This window comes from Streptomyces sp. DSM 41931, from assembly GCF_050271085.1.
In the GTDB taxonomy this organism is placed as follows: domain Bacteria; phylum Actinomycetota; class Actinomycetes; order Streptomycetales; family Streptomycetaceae; genus Streptomyces; species Streptomyces albogriseolus.
This window is the reverse complement of the sequence record NZ_CP189902.1, coordinates 6019136-6042056: the sequence shown is the minus strand read 5'-3', so window position 1 is coordinate 6042056 and position 22921 is coordinate 6019136. Positions and strand designations below refer to the sequence as shown.

The 22921-nt window shown below is 73.9% G+C and carries 21 protein-coding genes; 12 read left to right on the top strand and 9 right to left on the bottom strand.

Translation table 11 applies throughout. The annotated features are described in order from the left end of the window. The first annotated feature begins 8 nt into the window (after window positions 1-8). Window positions 9-971 carry an LLM class F420-dependent oxidoreductase gene (locus ACP7TJ_RS27685; protein WP_427766165.1) on the top strand — a complete coding sequence of 321 codons (963 nt, stop codon included), beginning with the start codon at window positions 9-11 and terminating at the stop codon, window positions 969-971. On the opposite strand, the gene ACP7TJ_RS27680 is transcribed toward ACP7TJ_RS27685, so the two are convergent. Beyond that, on the bottom strand, window positions 968-1378 hold the full coding sequence (locus ACP7TJ_RS27680; protein WP_193458493.1) for a phage holin family protein: 411 nt from the start codon (window positions 1376-1378) through the stop codon (window positions 968-970). The two genes, ACP7TJ_RS27685 and ACP7TJ_RS27680, sit on opposite strands and share 4 nt — an antisense overlap. 72 nt (window positions 1379-1450) lie before the next feature. Between ACP7TJ_RS27680 and ACP7TJ_RS27675 the strand changes: the two genes are divergently transcribed. Further along, a complete protein-coding gene (locus tag ACP7TJ_RS27675) occupies window positions 1451-1798 on the top strand; it encodes a VOC family protein (RefSeq protein ID WP_189909137.1) in 348 nt (115 codons plus the stop codon). Between the two features lie 7 nt (window positions 1799-1805). On the opposite strand, the gene ACP7TJ_RS27670 is transcribed toward ACP7TJ_RS27675, so the two are convergent. The 6 genes from ACP7TJ_RS27670 to ACP7TJ_RS27645 are packed head-to-tail and all read right to left on the bottom strand — an operon-like array spanning window position 1806 to window position 9458. Continuing rightward, window positions 1806-3776: a DUF5107 domain-containing protein gene (locus tag ACP7TJ_RS27670; RefSeq protein ID WP_427766161.1), complete on the bottom strand. Its 1971-nt coding sequence runs from the start codon at window positions 3774-3776 to the stop codon at window positions 1806-1808. 58 nt (window positions 3777-3834) lie between these two features. Beyond that, window positions 3835-4392 (bottom strand): GNAT family N-acetyltransferase, encoded by a 558-nt coding sequence (locus tag ACP7TJ_RS27665; protein ID WP_093765964.1) that lies wholly within the window; start codon window positions 4390-4392, stop codon window positions 3835-3837. A 37-nt stretch (window positions 4393-4429) separates the two neighbouring features. Further along, window positions 4430-5362, bottom strand: coding sequence for a S66 peptidase family protein (locus tag ACP7TJ_RS27660; protein WP_401540383.1), 933 nt, complete (start codon window positions 5360-5362; stop codon window positions 4430-4432). Next, window positions 5359-7311 (bottom strand): LpqB family beta-propeller domain-containing protein, encoded by a 1953-nt coding sequence (locus tag ACP7TJ_RS27655; protein ID WP_427766157.1) that lies wholly within the window; start codon window positions 7309-7311, stop codon window positions 5359-5361. The genes ACP7TJ_RS27660 and ACP7TJ_RS27655 overlap by 4 nt, the downstream gene beginning before the upstream one ends. 16 nt (window positions 7312-7327) lie before the next feature. Continuing rightward, complete coding sequence (locus ACP7TJ_RS27650; RefSeq protein WP_397636080.1) at window positions 7328-8632, bottom strand: M20/M25/M40 family metallo-hydrolase; 1305 nt, start codon at window positions 8630-8632, stop codon at window positions 7328-7330. Further along, window positions 8625-9458 carry a M55 family metallopeptidase gene (locus ACP7TJ_RS27645; protein WP_427766153.1) on the bottom strand — a complete coding sequence of 278 codons (834 nt, stop codon included), beginning with the start codon at window positions 9456-9458 and terminating at the stop codon, window positions 8625-8627. The genes ACP7TJ_RS27650 and ACP7TJ_RS27645 overlap by 8 nt, the downstream gene beginning before the upstream one ends. A 174-nt stretch (window positions 9459-9632) precedes the next feature. Here ACP7TJ_RS27645 and ACP7TJ_RS27640 point away from each other — a divergent pair, with 174 nt between their 5' ends. The 7 genes from ACP7TJ_RS27640 to ACP7TJ_RS27610 all read left to right on the top strand — a co-directional run bounded on the left by ACP7TJ_RS27640 (window position 9633) and on the right by ACP7TJ_RS27610 (window position 16278). Further along, window positions 9633-10526 (top strand): SDR family oxidoreductase, encoded by an 894-nt coding sequence (locus tag ACP7TJ_RS27640; RefSeq protein ID WP_093765968.1) that lies wholly within the window; start codon window positions 9633-9635, stop codon window positions 10524-10526. 210 nt (window positions 10527-10736) lie between these two features. Then, window positions 10737-11921 carry a substrate-binding domain-containing protein gene (locus ACP7TJ_RS27635; RefSeq protein WP_093765969.1) on the top strand — a complete coding sequence of 395 codons (1185 nt, stop codon included), beginning with the start codon at window positions 10737-10739 and terminating at the stop codon, window positions 11919-11921. Window positions 11922-11923: 2 nt separating this feature from the next. Next, window positions 11924-12664, top strand: coding sequence for an ABC transporter ATP-binding protein (locus ACP7TJ_RS27630; RefSeq protein WP_093765970.1), 741 nt, complete (start codon window positions 11924-11926; stop codon window positions 12662-12664). Continuing rightward, the gene (locus ACP7TJ_RS27625) at window positions 12661-13401 is read left to right on the top strand and encodes an ABC transporter ATP-binding protein (protein WP_167742181.1); all 741 of its coding nucleotides are present in this window, start codon (window positions 12661-12663) and stop codon (window positions 13399-13401) included. The genes ACP7TJ_RS27630 and ACP7TJ_RS27625 overlap by 4 nt, the downstream gene beginning before the upstream one ends. Beyond that, window positions 13401-14327, top strand: coding sequence for a branched-chain amino acid ABC transporter permease (locus ACP7TJ_RS27620; RefSeq protein ID WP_167742182.1), 927 nt, complete (start codon window positions 13401-13403; stop codon window positions 14325-14327). The genes ACP7TJ_RS27625 and ACP7TJ_RS27620 overlap by 1 nt, the downstream gene beginning before the upstream one ends. Next, a complete protein-coding gene (locus tag ACP7TJ_RS27615) occupies window positions 14324-15391 on the top strand; it encodes a branched-chain amino acid ABC transporter permease (protein WP_367448385.1) in 1068 nt (355 codons plus the stop codon). Before ACP7TJ_RS27620 ends, ACP7TJ_RS27615 begins: the two co-directional genes overlap by 4 nt. Continuing rightward, complete coding sequence (locus tag ACP7TJ_RS27610) at window positions 15388-16278, top strand: alpha/beta hydrolase (protein ID WP_427766147.1); 891 nt, start codon at window positions 15388-15390, stop codon at window positions 16276-16278. Before ACP7TJ_RS27615 ends, ACP7TJ_RS27610 begins: the two co-directional genes overlap by 4 nt. Window positions 16279-16337: 59 nt before the next feature. On the opposite strand, the gene ACP7TJ_RS27605 is transcribed toward ACP7TJ_RS27610, so the two are convergent. Together ACP7TJ_RS27605 and ACP7TJ_RS27600 are read right to left on the bottom strand one after the other, a co-directional pair. Continuing rightward, window positions 16338-18761 carry an MFS transporter gene (locus ACP7TJ_RS27605; protein WP_427766144.1) on the bottom strand — a complete coding sequence of 808 codons (2424 nt, stop codon included), beginning with the start codon at window positions 18759-18761 and terminating at the stop codon, window positions 16338-16340. A gap of 164 nt (window positions 18762-18925) precedes the next feature. Next, entirely contained in the window at window positions 18926-19372 is a 447-nt protein-coding gene (locus ACP7TJ_RS27600; RefSeq protein ID WP_086699089.1) for an SRPBCC family protein, read from the bottom strand. A gap of 158 nt (window positions 19373-19530) precedes the next feature. Between ACP7TJ_RS27600 and ACP7TJ_RS27595 the strand changes: the two genes are divergently transcribed. From ACP7TJ_RS27595 to ACP7TJ_RS27585, 3 genes are all read left to right on the top strand, one after another. Beyond that, window positions 19531-20568: an Rv2578c family radical SAM protein gene (locus ACP7TJ_RS27595; RefSeq protein WP_093765975.1), complete on the top strand. Its 1038-nt coding sequence runs from the start codon at window positions 19531-19533 to the stop codon at window positions 20566-20568. Window positions 20569-20701: 133 nt separating this feature from the next. After that, complete coding sequence (locus ACP7TJ_RS27590) at window positions 20702-22285, top strand: alpha/beta hydrolase (protein ID WP_189909128.1); 1584 nt, start codon at window positions 20702-20704, stop codon at window positions 22283-22285. Window positions 22286-22338: 53 nt separating this feature from the next. Beyond that, complete coding sequence (locus ACP7TJ_RS27585; protein WP_427766139.1) at window positions 22339-22893, top strand: N-acetyltransferase family protein; 555 nt, start codon at window positions 22339-22341, stop codon at window positions 22891-22893. The last annotated feature ends 28 nt before the right edge of the window (window positions 22894-22921 follow it).

Here is a 22921-nt window from a genome sequence, read left to right as displayed (position 1 = left end):
GGCACCTCATGCCCCAGTACGGCTACTTCCTCTCGTGCGAGCAGTACGGTCCCGCGGAGCTGGTCGAGCAGGCGCGGATGGCCGAGCAGGCCGGCTTCGAGGCGCTGTGGATCTCGGACCACTACCACCCGTGGAACGACGAGCAGGGGCAGAGTCCTTTCGTGTGGTCGGTGATCGGCGCGCTGTCGGAGGCGGTGTCGCTGCCGGTGGGCACGGCGGTGACCTGCCCGACCGTGCGTACGCACCCGACGGTGGTGGCGCAGGCCGCGGCGACCGCGGCGGTGATGTCGCCGGGCGGGTTCCGGCTGGGCGTGGGCACGGGCGAGGCGCTGAACGAGCACGTCGTCGGCGGGCCCTGGCCGCCCGCCCATGTGCGCCTGGAGATGCTGGAGGAGGCCGTGCAGATCATGCGCCGGCTGTTCTCCGGCGAGGAGGTCAACCATCGCGGCACCCACTACACCGTCGAGAACGCCCGGCTCTACACGCTGCCCGACGAGCCCGTGCCCATCGACGTCTCCGGCTTCGGCCCGGCGGCCACCAAGCTCGCGGCACGGGTCGGCGACGGCTACATCACGATGATGCCGGACGCCTCCATGGTCGAGCAGTACCGCAAGGGCGGGGGCGGCCAGAAGCTCGTGAGCGGCGGCACGAAGGTCTGTTACGGCACCGACCGCGAGGAGTGCGTGCGTACGGTGCACCGGCTGTGGGCGAACGAGCAGCTGCCGGGCGAGCTGGGGCAGGTGCTGCCCTCGCCGAAACACTTCGAGCAGGCGCAGACCCTGGTCACCGAGGACATGGTCCGGGAGAACCGGGTCTGCGGCGACGACGCGGACGAGCACGTCGCCGCACTGCGCGCCTTCGCCGACGCGGGCTTCGACCGGATCTACGTGAACCAGATCGGTCCCGACCTGCGCGGCTTCTTCGACTTCTACCGCACGAAGGTGCTGCCGCAGGTGCAGCGGGGCGACTAGTCGCGCTGTCCGGGGAGGCGGCCGGTGCCGACCGTCGGCGGGGCGGACGGCACCGGGGGGACGGGGGCGGATCCCGCGGCGTTCGTCGCGCCGGTCGCGCTGGGGGCGGCCGGTGCGGCCGGGCGGGCCGCCGTGCGCAGGGCGAAGGCGACCGCGGTGAGGAGCGCCGCGGTGATCAGCGCCGCCGCCCAGCCCGGCAGGACCAGGTCGAGGGCGAGGCCCACGGCGAGGGCGACGGCCGCGCCGGCGTACAGCGCGGCGGCGCCGGACCCGGCGTAGAGGGCCGCCTTCCGGCGCTGTCCCCGCGTCTGCTCGCGCAGTTCGGCGCGCACGGACTCCCGGGCCACGAGGGCCAGTTCGTCCACCAGGTGCTTGTCGAGATGCTGCATGTGCTCCAAGCGCTGCATGGCGCCCGGGTACCCGTGCCCGGGACCCGGTAACTCGCCCGCCGTCCAGGGCGTCCAACTACGCTCGGACGCATGGAGATTCTGGGTGCCACACTGCGCGTCTGCGTCGACGACATCGAGACCGCCATCCCCTTCTACGAGCGCCTGGCGGGCGGGAAGGCCCTGCGGTTCGCACGGGAAGGCGTCGAGGTCGCCGCGGTGGGCTGCTTCCTGCTGATGAGCGGCCCCGAAGCAGAACTGGACGTGCTGCGCAAGGTCGCCGCGACCATCGCGGTCACGGACGTCGACGAGACCCGCCGGGTGCTGGAGGAGATGGGCGCGGCCGTCCTCGCCGGACCGCTGCCCACCCCCGTCGGCCGCAACCTGATCGCACGCCACCCGGACGGGGCGGTCTACGAGTACGCGGACCGCCGCGCCTGACCGCCCGTCACGGCGTGGGCCGCATCCGGAAGTCGTACCGCTCCGGCAGCGGCTCGTCCGTGAGCCGCGCCCACAGCCGCCCGATGACCTCGTCGCCCTCACGCAGGTCGGCGACCTCGAAGCCCGCGTCGAACACGGCGCGGGCCTCCTCCTGCCGTCCCTCGGCGAGCAGCAGCCCCGCCTCGATCAGCCGGAAGCGTCCGCGCGCCCGGGTGGCGGGCGCCAGCCGCTCCCACACCGACCGGGCGTCGGCCGTGCGCCCCACCGCGAGCAGCGCCTCGATCGCCTCCCGCCCGAGCGCGGCCACGACGGCGGTCCACTCCCCCGCCGTCCCGCCGCCCGCCTCCCCGGCCTCGCGGCACAGGTCGTCGAAGGCCAGCGCATAGCGGTCGGCGGCGCGTTCCGGGTGACGCTCCTCCCGGTCGGCGACGGCGAGGCAGCGCAGGACCGGCCAGGACGGGCCGTCGTGCGCCAGCCCCCGCTCCCAGCTGCGCACCGCCTGCGCCCGGTCGCCGCCGTGCCACTGGGCGACGCCCAGGTGGTACTCGGTGAGCCCGGTCGCGGGCGCCGTCTCCAGCATGTCCCGCCAGTGCCGGGCGACCAGCGTCCCGCCGGGCGGCCGCCGGGCCGGCGGCTCGGGGAAGGAACCGGCGCGCAGCAGATGCAGCCAGGGCTGCTGCTCCTCGCCCAGGGTGCTCTCGTCGAAGGGCGTGCCGGGCAGCTTCCAGCCGGTCCGCAGCACTTCGAGCGCGCCCCACCCGGACCCGGCGGCCAGCCGCTCGCCGGGGTCGGTGTCGGCGTACGGCAGCCAGGCCGCGTACGCCGCGTCGACGTCCGCGCGCGGCAGCACGCCCTCCAGCCGGGCCTCCGCCTCGTCCAGGACGGCGCCCCAGTCCCCTTCGCGCCGGGCTTCGAAGGGCCCGTACGCCTCCAGCCAGGACACCTCGCTCTCCGGTTCCAGGCGGACGTGCTCCAGCTGGGTGCGGGCGAGTCCGGCCTGGATCTCGCAGTAGCCGCCGGTGCCGGGCTCGGTGAGCCACTGCTGCCAGCTCCGTCCGCCGGGCCCGCGGCCCCACACGAACAGCTTGCGGCCGCGCAGGGTGTCGGTGGAGGTCTGCACGAGCCCGTGACCGTCGCCGTCCAGCGCGGCGATCCAGCGCCGGCGCGCCTCGGGGACCTCGTAGAAGTAGTCGGCGGCGTAGGTGCTGTTCGGGGGGTAGGTGCGGTCGACGCCGTCGTACTCGGGGACGGGGACGCGGCGCAGGCGCTGCTCGTAGCCGAAGTGGTAGGCCTCCTCGGCTGGGGCGAGGACGCGGCAGTCCTCGGGGACGGCGATGTTGGACCACCAGTACGTCGGCGCCTGCCTCTCGTGCGGATTGCGGATCCGCACGCCGACGTGGAGGAAGTCGGAGCCGTCCGGCAGCCACAGATCGACCTGGAAGGGCAGGTCGCGCAGCCGCTCCCACTCCCACAGGCGCAGCATCTCCCCGCCGTCCGGGGCGGGGACACGGGCCGCGTGCACGGGCGAGCAGGACAGGGTGGTGTGGCCGGTCGCGCCGATGTTCCACTCGATGCCGCCGGAGAACCAGGCGCCGTTGAGCGCGAAGTTGGCCGGCTGGAACACCGGATTCGCATAGAGCAGTTCACGGCCGGTGGGCTTGTGGACGAGGGAGGCGATCCGGCCGCCGAGACCGGGCAGGACGGTGGCGCGCAGCCGGTCGTTCTCGATGACCAGGGCGTCGAGGGACCGGGGCGCGCGGTCCCGGTCGTAGCCGTCGCGGACCGGGACCGGCAGCAGGCTGTGCAGCGGGGCGTAGCCGATCTGCCGGGCCATGTCGCGCGGCAGGTCCTTCTTGTCGCGGTCTTCGATGCGGTGCATCTCGTCGAGGGGACGCAGGGCGGGCAGCGGGTTGTCGGGGCCGAGGTGCGCGGCCGGCAGCGTGAGTACCTCATGTCGGATCGTCGTCACGATCTCCATGGAAGCCCTCGGACGCCCGCCTGAACAGAGGCCCGCGCCTGCGGTTCTCGGGGCGCGGTCAGTCGTCCCCGGTCAGCATCTCGCTGGTGAGCGCCCAGCGTTCGTGGTCGCGCCAGGCGCCGTCGATGTAGAGCATCTTCGGTGAGAAGCCCTCCTTGCGGAAGCCGCAGGCGCGGGCGAGGGCGAGGGAGGCGGCGTTGCCCGGCTGCACGTTGATCTCCAGCCGGTGCAGCCGCATCGGTCCGAAGGCGTACCGCACGACCAGGTCCAGCGCCTCGCGCATCAGCCCGCGTCCGGCCGCGTGGGCGAAGGCTCCGTAGCCCAGGGCGCCGCAGAGGAACCCGCCCTCGACGATGTTGTTGATGTTGACGAAGCCGGCGAGGGCGCCGTCCGCCTCCTTCTCGCAGACCAGGAAACCCGCCTTGGCGGGGTCCTCGATCAGCCGCTGAGCGTAGGCGGCGTAGGCGGCCGGGGTGTCCGGCGGGAACAGCCAGGGGTGGTGCAGGTCCTTGCTCTCCCGGGCCCGCGCGGTGAACTCGGCGGCGTCGTCGTAGGTGAAATGGCGCAGGCCCACGCGGCGGCCTTCGGTGAGGTAACGGGAAGCGGTGTGCGGCACCCTGTCACCCTACGACGCCTGCCCGGCGCCGCCGCGTTCAGCTCAGCGCCGGTTCGTCCAGCGTCAGCGTGCCCGCGTCCGCGTCCAGTTCGGCCGCGACGCCGAACGGCAGCGTGAGCGCGTCGTCGCAGTGGCCGAAGCCGAACTGCTCGGCCACCGGCACCCCCAGCCCGCCGAGCCGGTCCACGAGCAGCGTCCGCACCGTGTCGTACGGGTCGCACTCCGCCCAGGAGCCCAGCAGCAGCCCGGCCACGCCGTCGAGCATCCCGGCGCGCAGCAGCTGGGTCAGGTAGCGGTCGAGGCGGTAGGTCTCCTCCCCCACGTCCTCCAGGCACAGCAGTCCGCCGCGCGCGGAGTCGCGGGTGTGCGGGGTGCCGATGCCGCCGGCGATCAGGGAGAGACAGCCGCCGAGCGTCACCCCGCGGGCGCGTCCCGGGACCAGCGCGGTGCCGTCGGAGCGGATCGTGCGCACCGACTCGGGGTCGAACAGGGTGGCCCGCAGATGCTCCTGGGCTCGCGCGCTCTTGACGAAGTCGGCGCCCGCGGCCATCGGCCCGTGCAGCGTGACCAGGCCGAGCCGCACCGCGAACGCCTCGTGCAGCGTGGTGATGTCGCTGAACCCGACGAACACCTTGGGCCCCGCCGCCCGCATCGCCTCCCAGTCGAGGGCGTCGGCCATGCGCTGTGCGCCGTAGCCGCCGCGCGCGCAGATGACCGCGTCGACGTCCGGGTCGCACCAGGCGCGCTGCAGATCGGCGGCACGGTCGGCGTCGGCGCCGGCCAGGTACCCCAGCTCGCCGTGCCGGTCGAGGACGTGCGGGGCGGCCACGGGGTCGAGGCCCCAGCCGCGCAGCACGTCGAGCCCGGCCGCGAGCCGCTCCTCGGGAATGGGTCCGCTGGGGGCGACCACGGCCACCCGGGCGCCGGGGGCGAGGCGGGGCGGCCGCCGCAGCGGAGTCAGGGTGCTCACGGCTTCAGCTCCAGGACCGGGATGCCGGGCGTCTTCAGCCCGAACACCTGCGCGTACAGGGACAGCTCGGCCTCCAGGGCGCGCACCATGGTCTCCGCGCGGCGGAAGCCGTGGCCCTCGCCCTCGAAGGTGAGGTAGGCGTGCGGGACGCCCCGGCCGGCCAGCCGGTCCAGGAACCGCTCGCACTGCACGGGCGGGCAGATCACATCGTCCAGGCCCTGGAGCAGCAGGAACGGCGCGCCGAGCCGGTCGGCGTGGGTGACGGGCGAGCGCTCCTCGTACCGCTCGGGCACCTCGGCGCGCGGCCCGATCAGCGTCTCGAGGTACTGCGACTCGAAGTCGTGGGTCTCCCCGGTGCCCCAGCCGGTGAGGTCGAGCACCGGGTAGACGATCGTGCCGCAGGCGTAGACGTCGGTGGTGGTGAGGGAGGCCGCGGTGGTCCAGCCGCCGGCGCTGCCGCCGCGGACCGCGAGCCGGTCCGGGTCGGCGGTGCCCTCCTCGGCGAGGGCCCGCGCGACGGCGGCGCAGTCCTCGACGTCGACCACGCCCCACTGGCCGCGCAGCCGGTTGCGGTACGCGCGGCCGTAGCCGGTGGAGCCGCCGTAGTTGACCTCGGCGACGCCGATGCCGCGCGAGGTGAAGTAGGCGATCTCCAGGTCGAGGACCAGCGGGAAGCGGCCGGTGGGGCCGCCGTGCGCCCAGATCACGTACGGGGGCAGCTCACCGTCGGGGCCGGCGCAGTCCGGGTTGCGCGGCGGGTACACCTGGGCGTGGATGTCCCGGCCGCCGGGTCCGGTGAAGGTGCGCACCTCGGGCTCGGGGTAGCAGGCGGGGTCCACGGCGTCGCGGTGGGCGGCGCCGATCACGCGGGCCCGGCCGGTGCGGGTGTCCAGCTCCACCACCTCGTGGGAGCTGTGCGGGCTCGCACCGACGGCGACGACCCGCTCGCCGAGCGCGGCGAGGGTGGGGCCGAACTCGCTCCACGGTCCTGCGGCGTCGACGACCTCGCAGGTCTCCGGGTCGAGCACGCCGAGCCGCTGGGCGCCCTTGCCGTGCAGGACGGCGACCAGCCCGCCGTCCAGCGGGGCGAACCAGCGCTGGCCCAGCTTCCACAGCGGCCCGGCGAACTCCTCGGGGCGCGGGCAGACCGGCTCGCCGTCCCGGTAGAGGTTCCACCAGCCGGTGCGGTCGCTCGCGTACAGCAGGCGGTTGTCGTGGGTCCAGTCGGCCTGGGGGACGGACTCCTCGGGCCCGCCGGCCACGGTGCGGGCGCCGGTCAGGGTGCCGTCCGCGGCGACGTCGGCGACGATCAGCTCGGTGCCGTCCCACGGCATGCGGGGGTGGTCCCAGCCGATCCAGGCGGCGCGCGTCCCGTCGGGCGAGAGCCGCGGTCCCGTGACGAACCGGTGCCGCTCCCCGGTCAGCTCGCGTACCGCGCCCCGGTCCTCGGCGGCGGACCCGTCGAGGGGCACGGCGGCGAGCACCCGGCGCACGTCGCTCGGGCCGTCGCCGGTGAACTCCTCCAGGACGCACCACACCTCGCCGCGCTCCGGCAGCACGACGGGCTCGGCCCAGCGGAGCCCCGGCCCGACCGGGGACACCGGGGTGAGCGGGCGCGGCTCGGCGCCCGGCTCCCAGCGGTAGAGGCGCTGGTCGGGGAAGTGCGCGAACACCACGAGCGGCACGCCGTCGCGCACGGCGCCGGCCCAGGGGTGGCCGCCGTACTCGATGACGCGGCTGCGGACGTTCCACGGCGCGGGCAGGACGGACTCCTCGGTGCCGTCCGGGTGCCGCCGCACCAGGGTGCGCCGGCCCGCCTCGGCGGGCCGGGGCTCGGTCCACCACACCTCGTCGCCGACGAAGCCCACGTACTCGGGGCTGCCGTCGTGGGCCGCGGCCGTCGCCGCGTCGACGGGCGAGGGCCACTCGCCGTACGCCAGGGTCTGCACTGTCTCCCCCACTCGCTCAGGCCGACCGCAGGAACCGGTCGAGCACCTGGACACCGAACTGGAGCGCCTCGACCGGCACGCGCTCGTCCACGCCGTGGAAGAGGGCCTGGTAGTCGAAGCCCTCGGGCAGCTTCAGCGGCGCGAAGCCGTACCCGGTGATGCCGAGCCGGGCGAACTGCTTGGCGTCCGTGCCTCCGGACATGCAGTACGGCACCGTGTACGCCTCGGGCGCGAACGCCTGCACGGCCTCCCGCATCGCGGCGAACGTCGGGGAGTCCACCGGCGCCTGGAGGGCGATCTCGCGGTGGGCGAACTCCCAGTCGACGTCGGGGCCGGTGAGCCGGTCCATGGTGGCCCGGAACTCGTCCTCGGTGTCCGGCAGGAACCGCCCGTCGACGTGCGCGACGGCCTCGCCGGGGATCACGTTGACCTTGTAGCCGGCGTCGAGCATCGTCGGGTTGCTGCTGTTGCGGACGGTGGCCTCGACGAGCTTGGCCGCCCCGCCGAGCTTGTCCAGCAGGGCGTCCACGTCGGACAGGTCGGTCTCGATGCCGTACACGGCGGCGATCTCGGTCAGCGCGGCGCGCACCGTCGGCGTGAGCCGCAGCGGCCACTCGTGCTCGCCGATGCGGGTGACGGCGGCGGCGAGGCGGGTGACCGCGTTCTCCCGGTTGACCTTGGAGCCGTGTCCGGCCCGGCCGCGGGCGGTGAGCCGCATCCAGCCGGTGCCGCGCTCGCCGGCCCCTATGGGGTAGAACTGCCGGCCCTGCCCGTCGTGGAAGGTGTACGCGCCGGACTCGCTGACGCCTTCGGTGCAGCCCTCGAAGAGGTGCGGGTGCCGGTCGGCGAGGAACCCCGCGCCGTCCGCGGCGCTGGCCTCCTCGTCGGCGGTGAACGCGATGACGATGTCCCGGCGCGGCCGCACGCCCTCGCGGGCCCAGGAGCGCACGACGGACAGGATCATCGCGTCCATGTTCTTCATGTCGACGGCGCCGCGTCCCCAGACCACGCCGTCGCGGATCTCCCCGGAGAAGGGGTGCACGCTCCAGTCGGCGGGCTCGGCCGGGACGACGTCCAGGTGACCGTGGAGCAGCAGCGCGTCGGCCGACGGGTCGGTGCCCTCCAGCCGCGCCACGACGTTGGTCCGGCCCAGGGTGCGCTCCAGCATGACCGGCTCCAGGCCGGCCTCGGCGAGCCGCGCCGCCGCGTATTCGGCGGCGGGACGCTCCTGGCAGTCGCCCCCGCCCCGGTTCGTCGTGTCGATCCTGATGAGGTCGGACGTGAAGGTCACGACCTCGTCCAGGGCGAGCTGGTCAGCCATACTGCTCCTCCACCGCGGCCGAGGCGATCGTGGTGACCGCCTTGAAGGTGCGGATTGCGTCGTACATGGTCTCGCTGGTGTAGATCACCTTGCGCTCGCCGCTCCGGGTCACGCCCGGCACGACGGTGACGGCGCCGGCCAGGTGCTCGGCGTCGAACTCCACCGCCACGGCGAAGGGGCCGCCCCGGACCGGCTCCCGGCGCACCGCCAGCGCGGCCGCCTCCTCGGCCGCCGCGCGGATGTCGGCGGCCGTCCTGGACGGGGTGCGGCACACGGCGGCGTACCGCGACACATGGTCCTTCACGGCGACCTTCAGCGCCTCGGGCGCGTACCCCAAGGCGTCCTCGCAGGCCACGTCGTCGCCGGTGACGAGGATCACCGGGACTCCGTACTCGGCGGCCACGTGCGCGTTGAGCAGGCCCTCGCTGGCGCGCACGTCGTTGAGCCACACGCCGGTGATGGAGTTGGCGAGGAAGGTGTGCGCGAGGACGCCTTCCATGCCGGCGCCCGCGTGGTAGCCGACGAAGGCGACGCCGTCGACGTCGCCGTGCTGCACGCCCTCCACCATGGACAGCGCCTTGTGCCGGCCGGTGAGCATCTCGGCGCGCTCGTCGAGCCGCTCCAGCAGCAGGTTGCGCATGGTCCAGTGGGCCTCGTTGATCAGCACCTCGTCGGCGCCGCCGTCGAAGAAGCCCCGTACGGCGGCGTCCACGTCGGAGGTGAACATCGACCGGCAGCGCTCCCACTGGGGCGTCCCCGGCAGGACGTCGGCCGGCCAGGTGACACCGGTGGCGCCCTCCATGTCGGCGCTGATGAGGATCTTCATGGCGCACACGCTACGTGGTCCCGTATCGCTCGGGCCACCCTGTGGACGACTTCACTGGTCCAGACCACTGACGCCCTAGTTGCGCCTCGGACCACACCGCCCGACCTGCGCGGATGCCGGGCCGGACCTACGGTGAACGGGACGAACGCCCGCCACGGAGCACAGGAGCGTCGCATGCCGGAGACCCCGAACCCGCTGGACGGAAGGACCGCCGTCGTCACCGGCGCGGCCCGCGGACTGGGCGCGGCGATGGCCCGCGAGCTGTCCTCGCGGGGCATGAAGGTGGCACTGCTCGGGCGGGAGGAGCGGACGCTGCGGCAGGTGCGGGACGAACTGCCGGGCGAGGGCGGCTGCTGGGAGGTCGACGTCACGGACGACCGGGGTCTCGCGGAGACCGGGGCGGACATCCGGGCCCGTCTTGGGCCGCCGTCCGTCGTCGTCGCCAACGCGGGGGTGGCCGAGGGCGGGCCGTTCGCCGAGTCCGACCCGGCGGTGTGGCGGCGGGTGATCGAGGTTAACCTGATCGGCAGCGCGGCCACCGCCCGCACGTTCATCGGCGATCTGACCGTCACCGGCGGCTACTTCCTCCAGGTGGCGTCGCTGGCGTCGATCGGCTCGGCGCCGATGATGAGCGCGTACTGCGCGTCCAAGGCGGGCGTCGAGTCGTTCGCGCACTCGCTGCGGGCGGAGATGGCGCACCGTCATGTGGCCGTGGGCATCGCCTACATCAACTGGACCGACACCGACATGATCCGCGGTGTGGACGAGCACGCGGTGCTGCGCGAACTGCGCGGCCACATGCCGCCGCCCGCGCGGAAGGTGTACCCGGCGGAGCATGTCGCGCGGCGGCTGTCGGACGCGGTGCAGCGGCGGCGCCCGTCGGTGTACGTGCCCGGGTGGCTGCGCGCGACCCAGCTGGTGCGGGGGGCGATGCCGCCGGTGGTGACGGCGCTGTCCCGGCGTGAACTGCCGCGGCTGGCCGCCGCCGAGCCGTTCGAGGCGACCGGACTGCTGGGCGCGGGGGGTCTCGCGGACCAGGCCGCCGCCCGGAACCGCCGGACGCCCTGACCGGCCCGCCCTCCTCCACACGCTTCCCTTCCTCGCGTCGCAACGACGTGTGCAGACACCACGGTTGAGCGGTGTCACGTGTGTGCGAGCCACATTGTGGCCGGATCTGACCGGGATCACACTTCCGGTTACCGCTCAGCGCACAGTGATCACCCGTGACGGATCGTGCCGCTGGCGTCGTCCGCCGTCGCACCGAGGAGCCGTACGGTCATGCGTAGACCCCTTTTCCTGTCCGCCGCCGTGGCCCTGCTCGCCACCGCCCTCACCGCCGGCTGCTCCAGTCCCGGCAGCGGCACCGCCTCCGGCGCCGAGGAGGTGAAGGTGGCCCTCATCACCTCCACCAGCGGCCCGCTGGCCTCGTACGGCGAGCAGTACCTGCGCGGCTTCGAGGCCGGGCTCGACCACGCGACCGACGGCACCGGCGCCGTCGACGGCGTCGAGATCACCGTGCTGAAGGACGACGACGGCGGCGACCCGGCCAAGGGCGTCTCCCTGGCCAAGAAGCGCATCGGGCAGGGCGTGCCGATCATCGCGGGCTCCGTCGTCTCCGGTGTGGCCACGCAGATCGCGCCCGTCGCGGCGCAGAACAAGACCCTGTACATCAGCGGTCCGGCCGCCACCGACGCGCTGACCGGCGTCAACCGCTACACCTTCCGCTCAGGCCGGCAGACCTACCAGGACGTGCTGACCGCGAAGAACATCCTGGGCGGCTCGAAGGGCAAGAAGGTCGTGGTGCTGGCCCAGGACAACGCCTTCGGCCAGGCCAACGCCGCCGCGGTGACGTCCGTGCTCGGCACCGGCGGCACCACGGTGAGCGAGGTGCTGGCGCCGCCCGCCGCCACCGATCTGACCCCGGTGGCGAGCAAGGTGAAGGCGGCCCGGCCGGACATGGTGTTCGTCGCGTGGGCCGGGGACACCGCCCAGTCGATGTGGTCCACCCTCGACCAGCAGGGCGTGCTGGACGCCGCCACCGTCGTCACCGGCCTGGACAGCAGGGCGAGTTACCCGGTCTTCGGCAAGGCGCGGGAGAAGGTCACGCTCCTCGCGCACTACGTGCCGGGCGCCGCGGACACCCCGGAGGCCGAGGCGATGCGGACGTACTTCAAGGCGAAGAAGTGGGAGGAGGACCTGTTCACCCCGGACGGGTTCAACGCGGCGCAGATGGTCGTCGAGGCGGTCCGCGCGGGCGGCGCGAAGGGGGACACCGACGCCATGGTGAAGGCGCTGGAGGGCTTCTCGTTCTCCGGTGTGAAGGGGCCGAACACCGTGCGGGCCGCCGACCACGCGCTGCTCCAGCCCACGTTCCAGGCGCAGTTCACCGCCGAGGGCGCGCCGCGGGTGGCGCGGACCTTCCCGGCCGAGCAGGTCGCCCCCGCCGAGACGAGGATCGGCTGAGCATGACGCCCGTACTGCAACTGGACCGGCTGCGCTGGTCGGTGGGGGGCGCCGACATCGTCGACGGGGTGTCGCTCGCCGTGCGCGAGGGTGAACTCCTCGCCGTGATCGGCCCCAACGGGGCGGGCAAGACCTCCCTGTTCAACCTGATCACCGGGCTGACCCGGCCGACCGGCGGCGCCGTCCTGCTCGACGGCCACGACATCACCGCCCTGCCCCCGCACCGCCGGGTGCGCCGGGGCGTCGGGCGGACCTTCCAGTCGTCCTCGGTGTTCGCCACGATGACGGTCGCCGAGCACGTCGACCTGGCCGCCCGGTCCGCCGGGGTGCGCCGGGTCGGCGCGGGGGACGTCACCGGCGTGCTGGAGCGGGTCAGGCTGGCGCACCGCGCCGGGGATCCGGCGGCCGGCCTCTCGCACGGCGACAAGCGCAAGCTGGAGCTGGCGATGCTGCTCGCGCCCACCCTCGGCAGGGGCTCGGCCGGGGCGCGGCTGATGCTGCTGGACGAGCCGATGGCCGGGGTGGCCTCGGAGGAGACCGCCGAACTCACCGACCTCATCCGGTCGTTGCACCGCGACGAGGGCCGCACCGTGCTGCTGGTCGAGCACCACATGGACGTGGTCCTCGGCCTCGCCGACCGGGTCGCCGTGATGCACCACGGGCGGCTGCTCGCCGCCGCGAGCCCCGCCGAGGTGATGGCGGACGCCACCGTCCAGCAGGCCTATCTGGGAGACGAGCTGTGACCGCGCCACCGATCCTGCGCGTCGAGGGTCTCGACGTGGACATCGCCGGGTCCCGCATCCTCACCGGCGTCACCTTCGACGTGCCCGCCGCCGGCGTGACCGCGCTGCTGGGCCGCAACGGCGTCGGCAAGACCACGACCATCCGCGCGGTGCTGGGGCTGCTGCCCGACGGCGGCCGGGTCACCGCGGGCCGCGTCACCTTCGCCGGCGACGACATCACCCACGAGCCCACCCACCGCACCGTGCGCCGCGGCATCGGCTACGCCCCCGAGGACCGCGGGGTGTTCGCCGGGCTCACCGTCGCCGAGAACCTCGCCCTGGCCGAACGCCCGGGCCACGCCCACCGCTACGACCTGGTGCACGACCTCTTCCCGGAGCTCGCCGCCCGCCGCGACCAGCGCGCCGGCACCCTGTCCGGCGGCCAGCAGCAGATGGTCGCCCTCGCCCGGACCCTGCTCAACGACAACACCCTCGTCGTCGTGGACGAACCCACCAAGGGCCTCGCGCCCCGGGTGGTCACCGAGGCCGCCGAGGTGCTGGAACGGGCCGCCGAGCGCGTGCCGCTGCTGCTGGTCGAGCAGAACCTCGCCGTGGTGCGCAGGCTGGCGCGCAGCGCGGTGGTGCTGGACGCCGGCCAGGTGGTGCACACCGGCGACGCCCGCGACCTGCTCGCCGACACCGCCCGTACGACCGCGCTGCTGGGTGTCGGCAGCCGCCCCGACCACGGAGCCGCCTGATGGACACCCTCGTCCTGCTCACCCTGACCGGACTGGGCCTGGGAGCCCTGTACTTCCTCATCGCCTCCGGACTCGCCCTGATCTTCGGGCTGATGGACGTGCTGAACTTCGCGCACGGCGCGTTCCTCACCGTCTCCGTCTACACCGCCTGGCGCACCGCCGAGACGGTCGGGGGGATGCCGGGGCTGCTGCTCGCCGCGGTCGTGGGCACCCTCACCGGGCTGCTGCTGGCGGCCGTGGTCGAACTGGTCCTGATCCGGCGGCTGTACGGCCGGGTGAAGGAGCAGATCCTGGTGACCGTCGGCCTGTCGCTCGCCGTCCCCGCCCTCGTGCAGACCGTCTGGGGCGCCGACGCCCGGCCCTTCCCGGTGCCCGACGCGCTCGCGGGCACCGTGGGCGTCATGGGCGCGCGCGTGCCGGTGAACCGGTTCCTGCTGATCGCGGTGGCGCTGCTGGTGCTCGCCGGCATCCACCTCTTCCTGTCCCGCACCCGCTACGGGCTGATCGTCCGCGCCGGGGTCGAGGACCGGGCGATGGTCACGGCGCTCGGCATCGACGTCACCCGTGCCTTCACCCTGGTCTTCGCGCTCGGCGGCGCCCTCGCGGGCCTGGCCGGCGTGCTCGGCGGCCTCTACTTCGGCTCCCTCTCCCCGCATCAGGGGACCTCGATGCTGGTGTTCGCGTTCGTCGTGGTGATCATCGGCGGACTCGTCTCGATCACCAGCGTCGCGCTGTCCGCGCTCACCGTGGGCCTGGTGCAGCAGTACGCCAACTACTACGCGGGCGGCTACGGCGACCTGGCCGTCGTGGTCCTGCTGGCCGCGGTGGTGCTGTCCCGGCCGGCCGCCGGGACCGGGTCGCCGCTGACGCGGCTGCGCCGCGCGCTCACCGCACCCCGCACCCGATCCGCAGGAGGCACGGCATGACCGCCACCCGCACCCCGCGGGCCACCCCCGCCGCCCCGGCGCCGGCCGTGAAGGACGCGCCGGGCACGCGGCACGGGCTGCTGCGCCGGCTGCGCCCGGCGACCGTCCCGGTGGCGGTGCTGCTGGTCCTCGCGCTGCTGCCGTACTCGGCGCTGGACATCCCGGTGCTGCTCGACGGACCGGTCAACTCCCCCGGCTCGCTCCAGCTGTTCGCGCTCTGCCTGGTCTTCGGCGCGCTCGCGCTCGGCTACGACCTGATGTTCGGCCGCACCGGGCTGCTGTCCTTCGGGCACGCCCTCTACATCGCCGGCGGCAGCTACGGCACCCAGCTCGCGATGACCGAGCTGGGCCTGGGCCTGCTGCCCGCCGCACTGCTCACCCTGGTGCTCGGGGCACTGGCCGCCCTCGTCCTGGGCGCCGTGTCGCTGCGCACCCTCGCCCTCGGCAGCGTCGGGTTCGCCATGGTCACCCTGGCCTTCGCGCAGGCGGGCTCCATCTACGTGGAGCGCAACCCGGGCGGCCTCACCGGCGGCGAGGAGGGCCTGCCGCTGTACGTCGACGGGGTGCCGGACGCCCTGGTCGGGGTGCAGAACACCGCGAACGTGTACTGGCTGGCGCTCGCCTACCTGGCCCTGGTGGCGGGCGTGGTGTGGACGGTGACCGCGCGCCCGGCCGGCCGGGTCTGGCAGGCGATCCGGGACAACGAGCAGCGGGTGGCCGTCCTCGGCCGCAGCCCGTTCGCCCACAAGCTGGGCGCGTTCGTGCTGGCGTCGTCCCTGGCCGTGCTCGGCGGGGTGCTGCACCTGCTGGTCACCGCGGGCGCCACCCCGCACACCTCCACGCCCGAGTTCACCCTCACCCTGCTGGTGATGGTGGTGCTGGGCGGCAGCGGCACCCGCTGGGGGCCGGTCGTGGGCGGGGTGCTGTTCACCTACCTCGACCAGCGGCTCGGCGGCTGGGACCTGGGGGTGGAACCGATGCTGATCCTGGGCAGCCTCTTCGTCCTGGCCGTTTATCTGGCCCCCGGCGGCATCACCGCCCTCGGCCGAAGGAGAAGCACATGACCACGTCCGGCTCCGCCCTCGCGCGGGACCTCACCGCCCCCGTCCGGGGCGGCCGGCTCGCCGTCACCCACTGGCCGGGCGACGGCCCGCCCGCCGTCGCCCTGCACGGCATCACCGCCAACTCGCTCGCCTTCGCCGCCCTGGCCGACGCCCTGCCCGGCGTCGATCTCCACGCCCCCGACCTGCGGGGCCGGGCCGGGAGCGCGGGGCTGCCGGGACCGTTCGGGCTGGGCGCGCATGTCGACGACACGGTGGCGCTGCTCGACCACCTGGGGCTGGAACGGGCGGTGCTGGTGGGCCACTCGATGGGGGCGTTCGTCGCCGCGCTGGCCGCCGCCCGGCACCCGGACCGCTTCCCCCGCGTGGTGCTGGTCGACGGCGGGCTGGGCTTCCCGCCGCCCGAGGGCACCGACATCGACGCGCTGCTGAAGGCGGTGATCGGCCCGGCGATGGACCGGCTGTCGATGACGTTCGGGAGCTCGGAGGACTATCTCGCGTTCTTCCGCGCCCACCCGGCGCTCGGCCCGCACTGGGGTCCGCACGTGGCCGGCTATGTGACACGGGACCTCACGGGCCGGGCGCCCGAGCTGCGCAGCAGCTGTGTGCTGGACGCGGTGCGCGCGGACGGCGCGGACGTGCTCGGCGACGAGGAGACGCTGGCCGCGGTGCACCGGCCGCAGGTGCGCGGCGAACTGCTGTGGGCGGAGCGGGGGTTGCTCGACGAGCCGCGGGCGCTGTACGACGCCGGACGGATCGCCGCGGCGGCCCTGGACCCGGCGCGGATGCCGGCCCGCCGGATCGACGGGACCAACCACTACTCGATCCTCTTCCCGCCGGCCGTGGAGGAGGTCGCCTCAGCGGTGCGTGACGCTCTGGCCGGGGGGTGACAGCCGTGGACCGGAGCCGCGGAGGGGGGCGGCTCCGGTCCAGCGGTGCGGGGGCGCGGTCAGTCCTCGTGCCCCAGCTGGAGGTCGCGTTCGGTGCGGCCCCCGCCGGCCACCTGGAGCACGGTGGCGACCGGCGGATAGCCGGCGGCGATGACCGTGTACTCGCCGGAGGACAGGTCGACGAAGCGGAAGGTGCCGTCGGGTCCGGTGGTGAGGGTGTCGACGACGTTGCCCGCCGCGTCGAGCAGCGTGACCCGCGCGTCCTCCACCGGCCGTCCGCCGCCGGCCCGCACGGTGCCGCGGAGCACGGCGCCGCCCGCCAGCTCGACGTCCTGGCGGGTCTCGCGGGCGGCCTGCACGGTGACCGGCAGGGCGGCCGGGCGGAAGGCGGGGGCGCTGGCGGCGAGGGTGTACTCCCCCGCGACGAGTTCGGTGATGACGTAGCCGCCCTCGCGGCCGCTGCGGGTGCTGGCGACGACCTCGCCGTGCACGTTGGTGAGGGTGACGGCGGCGTCCCGGACGGGCGTGCCGTCGGCGGTGACGACGCTGCCCGCGAGCCGGCCCGCGCCGCCGAGGACGACGTCGAGTTCGACGGGCCGCTCGCCGACGGTCACGGAGACCGCCTGCGGCTGGTGACCGCCCGCGGCGGCGATCAGGACGTACGAGCCCGGTCCAGGGGTGGCCAGCGCGTACCGCCCGTCGGCGCCGCTCGCGCCGCGTCCGGTCTGCTGCCCCTGGATGTCGATGAGGGTGAGCGCCGCGCGGGGCACGGGGGTGCCGTCGGGGTGCTGGACGGTGCCGCAGACGGGGATGCCGCCGCTCTGCGCGGAGCGCGCCTGGGGGACGCGCGTCTCGAAGTGCGGTGCTTCCTGGGCCGGGTCGGCGGTGGGGGTGTGGTGGGACACCAGTGGTTTCTCCTTGAGGAAGAAGGCGATGAGCAGGCCGAGGACGAGCACCGGCACGAGGTAGAGGAAGATGCGCGGCATGGCGTCCGCGTAGGCCTGGACGTAGGCGTCGCGCAGCTCGGGCGGCAGGGCGTGCACGAGCTCGGGGGTGATCGACTCGGCGTCGGCCGGCGCGCCGGCGGGAAGGCGGTCGGCGAGCGCGTCGGTGAGCCGGTCGGCGAACAGGGTGCCGAAGACGGCGGCGCCGACGCTCCCGCCGATCTGCCGGAAGTAGTTGTTGGCGCTGGTGGCGGTGCCGAGGTCCGCGGGGCGCACGGAGTTCTGCACGGCGAGGACGAGGACCGGCATCACCATGCCGATGCCGGCGCCGAGGACGAACATCCAGACGCTGTAGTGCAGCCGGGGCGTGCCGGTGTCCATGCGGGACAGCAGCCACATGCCGGCGGCGGACAGGGCGGTGCCCACGATGGGGTGGCTCCGGTAGCGGCCGGAGCGGCTGATCATCTGTCCGGAGACGATGGAGGTGCCGACGATGCCGCCCATCATGGGCAGCATCAGCAGGCCCGACTCGGTCGCCGAGACCCCGTCCACCATCTGGAGGTAGGTGGGCAGATAGCTGGCGGCGCCGAACAGGGCGACGCCGACGACCAGGCCCACCAGCCCGGTGACGTTGAAGACCGAGTCGCGGAACAGCCGCAGCGGGATGAGCGGTTCGGCGGCGAACCGCTCGACGGCCAGGAAGAGGGCGGTGGACGCGACGGCGCCCGCGCCGAGGCCCAGCACGACGCGGGAGTCCCAGGCGTACTCGGTGCCGCCCCAGCTGGTCAGCAGGACCAGGCAGGTGGAGGCGGCGGTCAGCAGCAGCGTGCCGAGCACGTCGAAGCGGCGCCGGCCCGTCGGCTTGGGCAGTTTCAGCACCAGGGCGACGACGACCATGGTGACCAGGCCGAAGGGCACGTTGATGTAGAAGCACCAGCGCCAGGACAGATGGTCGGTGAAGTAGCCGCCGAGCAGCGGTCCGGCGACCGACGCGAGTCCGAAGGCGGCGCCGATCAGCCCCATGAAGCGGCCGCGCTGCCGGGCGGGCACGATGTCCGCGATGATCGCCTGGACGCCGATCATCAGGCCGCCCGCGCCGACGCCCTGCACCGCGCGGTAGGCGATCAGCTGGTCCATCGTCGTGGCGCGGCCGGCCAGCGCGGAGCCGACGACGAAAACGAGGATGGCGAACTGGAAGACGCCCTTGCGGCCGAGCTGGTCGCCGAGCTTGCCGTACACCGGCAGTCCGACGGTGGCGGTGAGCAGATAGGCGGTGATCGCCCAGGACATCGTGTCCAGGCCGTGCAGCTCGCCGACGATCCTCGGCAGCGCCGTGGCGACGATCATCTGCTCGAGCGCGGCGAGCAACAGCGCCAGCATGAGCGCGAGGAAGACGAGCCGGACCCGGCCGGGGCTCAGGTCCGGCCCGCTCCGCGGGGCCGGGGACGGAGGGTCCCCGGCCGGTGGCACGGGGGGCGGCGGCTCCCCGGCCGATGGAGCCGTGACCGGCTCGTCCTGCGTCAGAGTGATCCCGCCCACGTGCCGCTCCCCTCGTCGCACTGCTGGACAATTCCCGCGTAAAAGCGACAACTACGAGCAAGCACGACGAGTTACGGCACGGAGTCGGTCCGCCGAGAGATCACCCGAACAGGTGACGGAAGCGCCAACTCCATTTGAGCCGAACGGAGTTGGCGCGATCGGACCTACTGCTTCCCGACCTCGGCGTCCAGCCGGGCCAGCACCGCGTCGTAGATGCGGGCGAGACCCTTGGGGGCGAAGGTGCGCTCGAAGAAGCCGCCGATGCCGCCCGCGCCGTTCCACACGGTGGTCACGACGACCCGGGCGCGGCCCTCGCCGGCCGGGGTGACCCGCCAGGTGGTGACCATGGAGGAGTTGCGGTCCTTCTCGACCAGCTCACCGTCGGTGGGCTCGGTGACCTCCAGGAGGCAGTCGCGCACCCGCTTGCTGGTGGCCTGGAGCTTCCAGTGCACGAGAGTGCCCTCGCCGTCGCCGCCCTCGCGGACCTCGTACTCGCTGAACTGCTCGGGCAGCAGCTTGGCGCGGGTGCCGCTGTAATCGGCGAGGGCGTCGAACACCGTGTCCGCGTCCGCCGCGACGATCCGCTCCGTAGTGGCCTCGACCTGCGCCATCGCATTCCTCCAGGGCTGGGTTCTCCAGGGTCGGGGCAAGCCAACCACCCCCGTACCCGGCCACCCAAATCGGGGTTCCGGAACTGACCGAAGATGTCGCTCGCACGATCAAGGGAACATGTGTTCTATTCTGTGCCCAGCGACACCGAGGAGGCGTCATGCGCTGGGAGAATCTCTCACCGGACTCCGAACACGGCCGTGCCGACGCCGCGCTGTTCGGCGCGGAGGCGGTCACGACCCGCACCTTCGACACGCCCGAGTTCCGCGGGATCACCTTCCACGAGGTCCGGGCCCGCTCCATCGTCAACCGGGTGCCGGGCGCCTCCCGCATGCCGTTCGAATGGACGGTGAACCCCTACCGGGGCTGCACCCACGCCTGCGTCTACTGCTTCGCCCGCAAGACCCACAGCTATCTCGACCTCGACACGGGGCTCGGCTTCGACAGCCAGATCGTGGTCAAGGTGAACGCGCCCGAGCTGCTGCGCCACCGGCTGGCCTCCCGCTCCTGGCACGGCGAGCACATAGCCATGGGCACCAACGTCGACTGCTACCAGCGGGCGGAGGGCCGCTACCGGCTGATGCCCGGCATCGTCGAGGCGCTGCGCGACCACGCGAACCCCTTCTCGATCCTGACCAAGGGCACGCTGATCCTGCGCGACCTGCCCCTGCTGCGGCAGGCCGCCGACGTGACCGACGTCGGCGTCTCGGTGTCGGTGGGCTTCACCGACGAGGAGCTGTGGCGCACGGTCGAGCCGGGCACCCCGGCGCCCGAGCGGCGGCTGGACGTGGTGCGCGCCTTCACCGACGCCGGCATCGGCTGCGGGGTGCTGATGGCGCCGGTGATCCCGTTCCTGGGCGACCGGCCGGAGCAGCTGAGGGCGACCGTGCGGGCCGTCGCGGCGTCGGGCGCCACCTCGGTCACGCCGCTGGTGCTGCATCTGCGGCCCGGCGCCCGCGAGTGGTTCATGTCCTGGCTGGCCCGGCACCACCCGCATCTGGTCGCCCGCTACGAGCGGCTGTACGCGGAGGGCGCCTACGCGCCCCGCTGGTACCAGCGCCGGATCACGCGTCAGGTGCACGACCTGGCCCGGGAGTACGGCATCGGCCCGGCCGGCGCGGACGCCCCGCGCCGTGTCCCGGCCCCGGCGCCCGAGGAGGCGGAGGCGGAGCTGCCGACCCAGCTGACGCTGCTCTGAGGGCATCCGGGCGCATCCGGCGGCCCGATTGGGTCAACAACCGGCGTATCGCGTTCGGATAGGGCGCCACATCGGGACGATGCCGCGTGAACCGTGAGCCTCGCGGTCCGCGCCACCTCGTCCTGGGAGAAGCATGAAGAAACGCGCAGCCGTGCTGTGCGGCGCCGCCGCCGTCGTCGCCTCGGGCCTCACGGCCGTGCCCGCCGAGGCCGGCGCCCCGCACGCGCCGGAGACGTTCCGCGCCTCCGCGCCGGCCTGGAAGAAGTGCGGCACCGACGACTACCCGACGCTGCAGTGCGCGTCCGTCGAGGTGCCGCTGGACCACGCCGAGCCCTCCGGGCGCACGATCACGCTGGCGCTGTCCCGCATCCCGCACACGGCGAAGAAGTACCAGGGCCCGCTGCTGGTGAACCCGGGCGGGCCGGGCGGCAGCGGACTGACGCTCGCCGGGTTCGTGGCCGCGTCGCTCCCGAAGCGGGTCGCCGCCGAGTACGACGTCGTCGGCTTCGACCCGCGCGGCGTGGGCGACAGCCGCCCGGCGCTGGACTGCGCGCCGGGCCACTTCGACGCCGTGCGCCCCGACCCGGTGCCCACCTCGCCCGAGGTGGAGCGGGCCAACCTCGACCGCGCGAAGTCCTTCGCCGAGGCGTGCGGCCGCAAGTACGGGGACCTGCTGCCGCACATGACCACCACGGCCGCCGCGCGCGACCTGGACGTGATCCGGCAGGCGCTGGGCGCGGAGCGGATCAACTACTTCGGCTACTCCTACGGCACCTACCTCGGCACCGTGTACGCCAAGCTGCACCCGCAGCGGGTGCGGCGGCTGGTGCTGGACTCCGTGGTCGACCCCACCGGCGTCTGGTACGACGCCAACCTCGACCAGAACCAGGCGTTCAACGCCCGCCACCGCGCCTTCATGGACTGGGTGGCCAAGCACGACGCGACCTACCGCCTGGGCACCGACGCGGAGGAGATCGAGGCCTCCTGGTACGCGATGCGCTCCGCGCTGACGGAGAACCCGGCCGGCGGGAAGGTCGGCCCGGCCGAGCTGGAGGACACCTTCGTCCCGGGCGGCTACTACAACGGCTACTGGCCCTACCTGGCCGAGGCGTTCGCCGCGTACGTCAACGAGAAGGACGGCGGGCCGCTGGTCGAGGCGTACGAGAACTTCGGCGCGACCGACGCCGCCGGGGACAACGGCTACAGCGTCTACACGGCGATCGAGTGCCGGGACGCCGTCTGGCCGCGGGACTGGGCACAGTGGCGCAAGGACAACTGGGAGATGTACGAGCGGGCGCCGTTCCTGTCGTGGAACAACGCCTGGTACAACGCACCGTGCGCGTACTGGCCGGTCGCGTCGCAGCGGCCGGAGCGGATCAACACCACGAGCCAGGTGCCGCCCGCGCTGCTGTTCCAGGCCACGGACGACGCGGCCACCCCGTACCAGGGCGCCGTCACCGTGCACCGCAGGCTGGAGCGGTCCAGCCTGGTGGTCGAGTCGGGCGGCGGCAACCACGGCATCACGCTGAGCGGGAACGCCTGCCTGGACCGGCACCTGGCGGCCTACCTGGCCGACGGCACGGTGCCGCGCGGCAGCCACGGGGACGCCGACGCGGTGTGCGCGGCGCAGCCCGACCCGAAGCCGCTGACGTCGAAAGCGGCCCCCGGCACGGCCCGCGGCTCGGTCCTCCACGGCCTCCTCGGCTCCCGTATCTGACCCGGCGGAAACGCGGCGGCGGACGCGCGGCACGGTGGGCCATGATGACCCGCATGGCCCCTCTCCCCCGCGCGTCCGCCCCCGGGCGCGTCCGTATCCGCCCCATGACCGCCGACGACAGCGACGAGGTCGCCGCGATGCGGGTGAGGGGGTGGCAGCACGCGTACCGCGGGATGATCCCGCAGGCGTATCTGGACGCGATGGACGTCGCGGCGGAGGCCGGGAAGCAGCGGGCCCGGCTCGCCGCCGGGGACGGCAGCGTGGTGAACCTGGTCGCCGAGGCGGCGGACGGCACGCTCGCCGGGTGGGCCGTGTACGGGCCGTACCGGGACGGCGAGGTGCGCACCGGGGACGGCGAGCTGTACGCGCTGTACCTTCCGCCCGAGCGGATCGGTCAGGGGGTGGGGCGCGCCCTGCTGACCGAGGTGACCGGCCGCTGCGCGGCGGCCGGACTCCCTCGGATGTTCCTGTGGGTGCTCAGGGAGAACGCGCGCGCCCGCCGCTTCTACGAGGCGGCGGGCTTCATGGCGGACGGCGCCGAGGAGCCCTTCGAGGTGGGCGGGGCCACGGTGCCGGAGGTGCGGTACGTGCGGGCTCTCACCGGCTGACGCCGGGTACGACAGCGAGGCGACGGCC

Excerpts from the sequence above, each read along its gene's own strand:
- ACP7TJ_RS27685 (WP_427766165.1), top strand. The coding sequence starts at position 9 with ATGCCCCAGTACGGCTACTTCCTCTCGTGCGAGCAGTACGGTCCCGCG.
- ACP7TJ_RS27680 (WP_193458493.1), bottom strand. The coding sequence starts at position 1,378 with ATGCAGCGCTTGGAGCACATGCAGCATCTCGACAAGCACCTGGTGGAC.
- ACP7TJ_RS27675 (WP_189909137.1), top strand. The coding sequence starts at position 1,451 with ATGGAGATTCTGGGTGCCACACTGCGCGTCTGCGTCGACGACATCGAG.
- ACP7TJ_RS27670 (WP_427766161.1), bottom strand. The coding sequence starts at position 3,776 with ATGGAGATCGTGACGACGATCCGACATGAGGTACTCACGCTGCCGGCC.
- ACP7TJ_RS27650 (WP_397636080.1), bottom strand. The coding sequence starts at position 8,632 with ATGGCTGACCAGCTCGCCCTGGACGAGGTCGTGACCTTCACGTCCGAC.
- ACP7TJ_RS27645 (WP_427766153.1), bottom strand. The coding sequence starts at position 9,458 with ATGAAGATCCTCATCAGCGCCGACATGGAGGGCGCCACCGGTGTCACC.
- ACP7TJ_RS27640 (WP_093765968.1), top strand. The coding sequence starts at position 9,633 with ATGCCGGAGACCCCGAACCCGCTGGACGGAAGGACCGCCGTCGTCACC.
- ACP7TJ_RS27635 (WP_093765969.1), top strand. The coding sequence starts at position 10,737 with ATGCGTAGACCCCTTTTCCTGTCCGCCGCCGTGGCCCTGCTCGCCACC.
- ACP7TJ_RS27630 (WP_093765970.1), top strand. The coding sequence starts at position 11,924 with ATGACGCCCGTACTGCAACTGGACCGGCTGCGCTGGTCGGTGGGGGGC.
- ACP7TJ_RS27620 (WP_167742182.1), top strand. The coding sequence starts at position 13,401 with ATGGACACCCTCGTCCTGCTCACCCTGACCGGACTGGGCCTGGGAGCC.
- ACP7TJ_RS27615 (WP_367448385.1), top strand. The coding sequence starts at position 14,324 with ATGACCGCCACCCGCACCCCGCGGGCCACCCCCGCCGCCCCGGCGCCG.
- ACP7TJ_RS27610 (WP_427766147.1), top strand. The coding sequence starts at position 15,388 with ATGACCACGTCCGGCTCCGCCCTCGCGCGGGACCTCACCGCCCCCGTC.
- ACP7TJ_RS27600 (WP_086699089.1), bottom strand. The coding sequence starts at position 19,372 with ATGGCGCAGGTCGAGGCCACTACGGAGCGGATCGTCGCGGCGGACGCG.
- ACP7TJ_RS27595 (WP_093765975.1), top strand. The coding sequence starts at position 19,531 with ATGCGCTGGGAGAATCTCTCACCGGACTCCGAACACGGCCGTGCCGAC.
- ACP7TJ_RS27590 (WP_189909128.1), top strand. The coding sequence starts at position 20,702 with ATGAAGAAACGCGCAGCCGTGCTGTGCGGCGCCGCCGCCGTCGTCGCC.
- ACP7TJ_RS27585 (WP_427766139.1), top strand. The coding sequence starts at position 22,339 with ATGGCCCCTCTCCCCCGCGCGTCCGCCCCCGGGCGCGTCCGTATCCGC.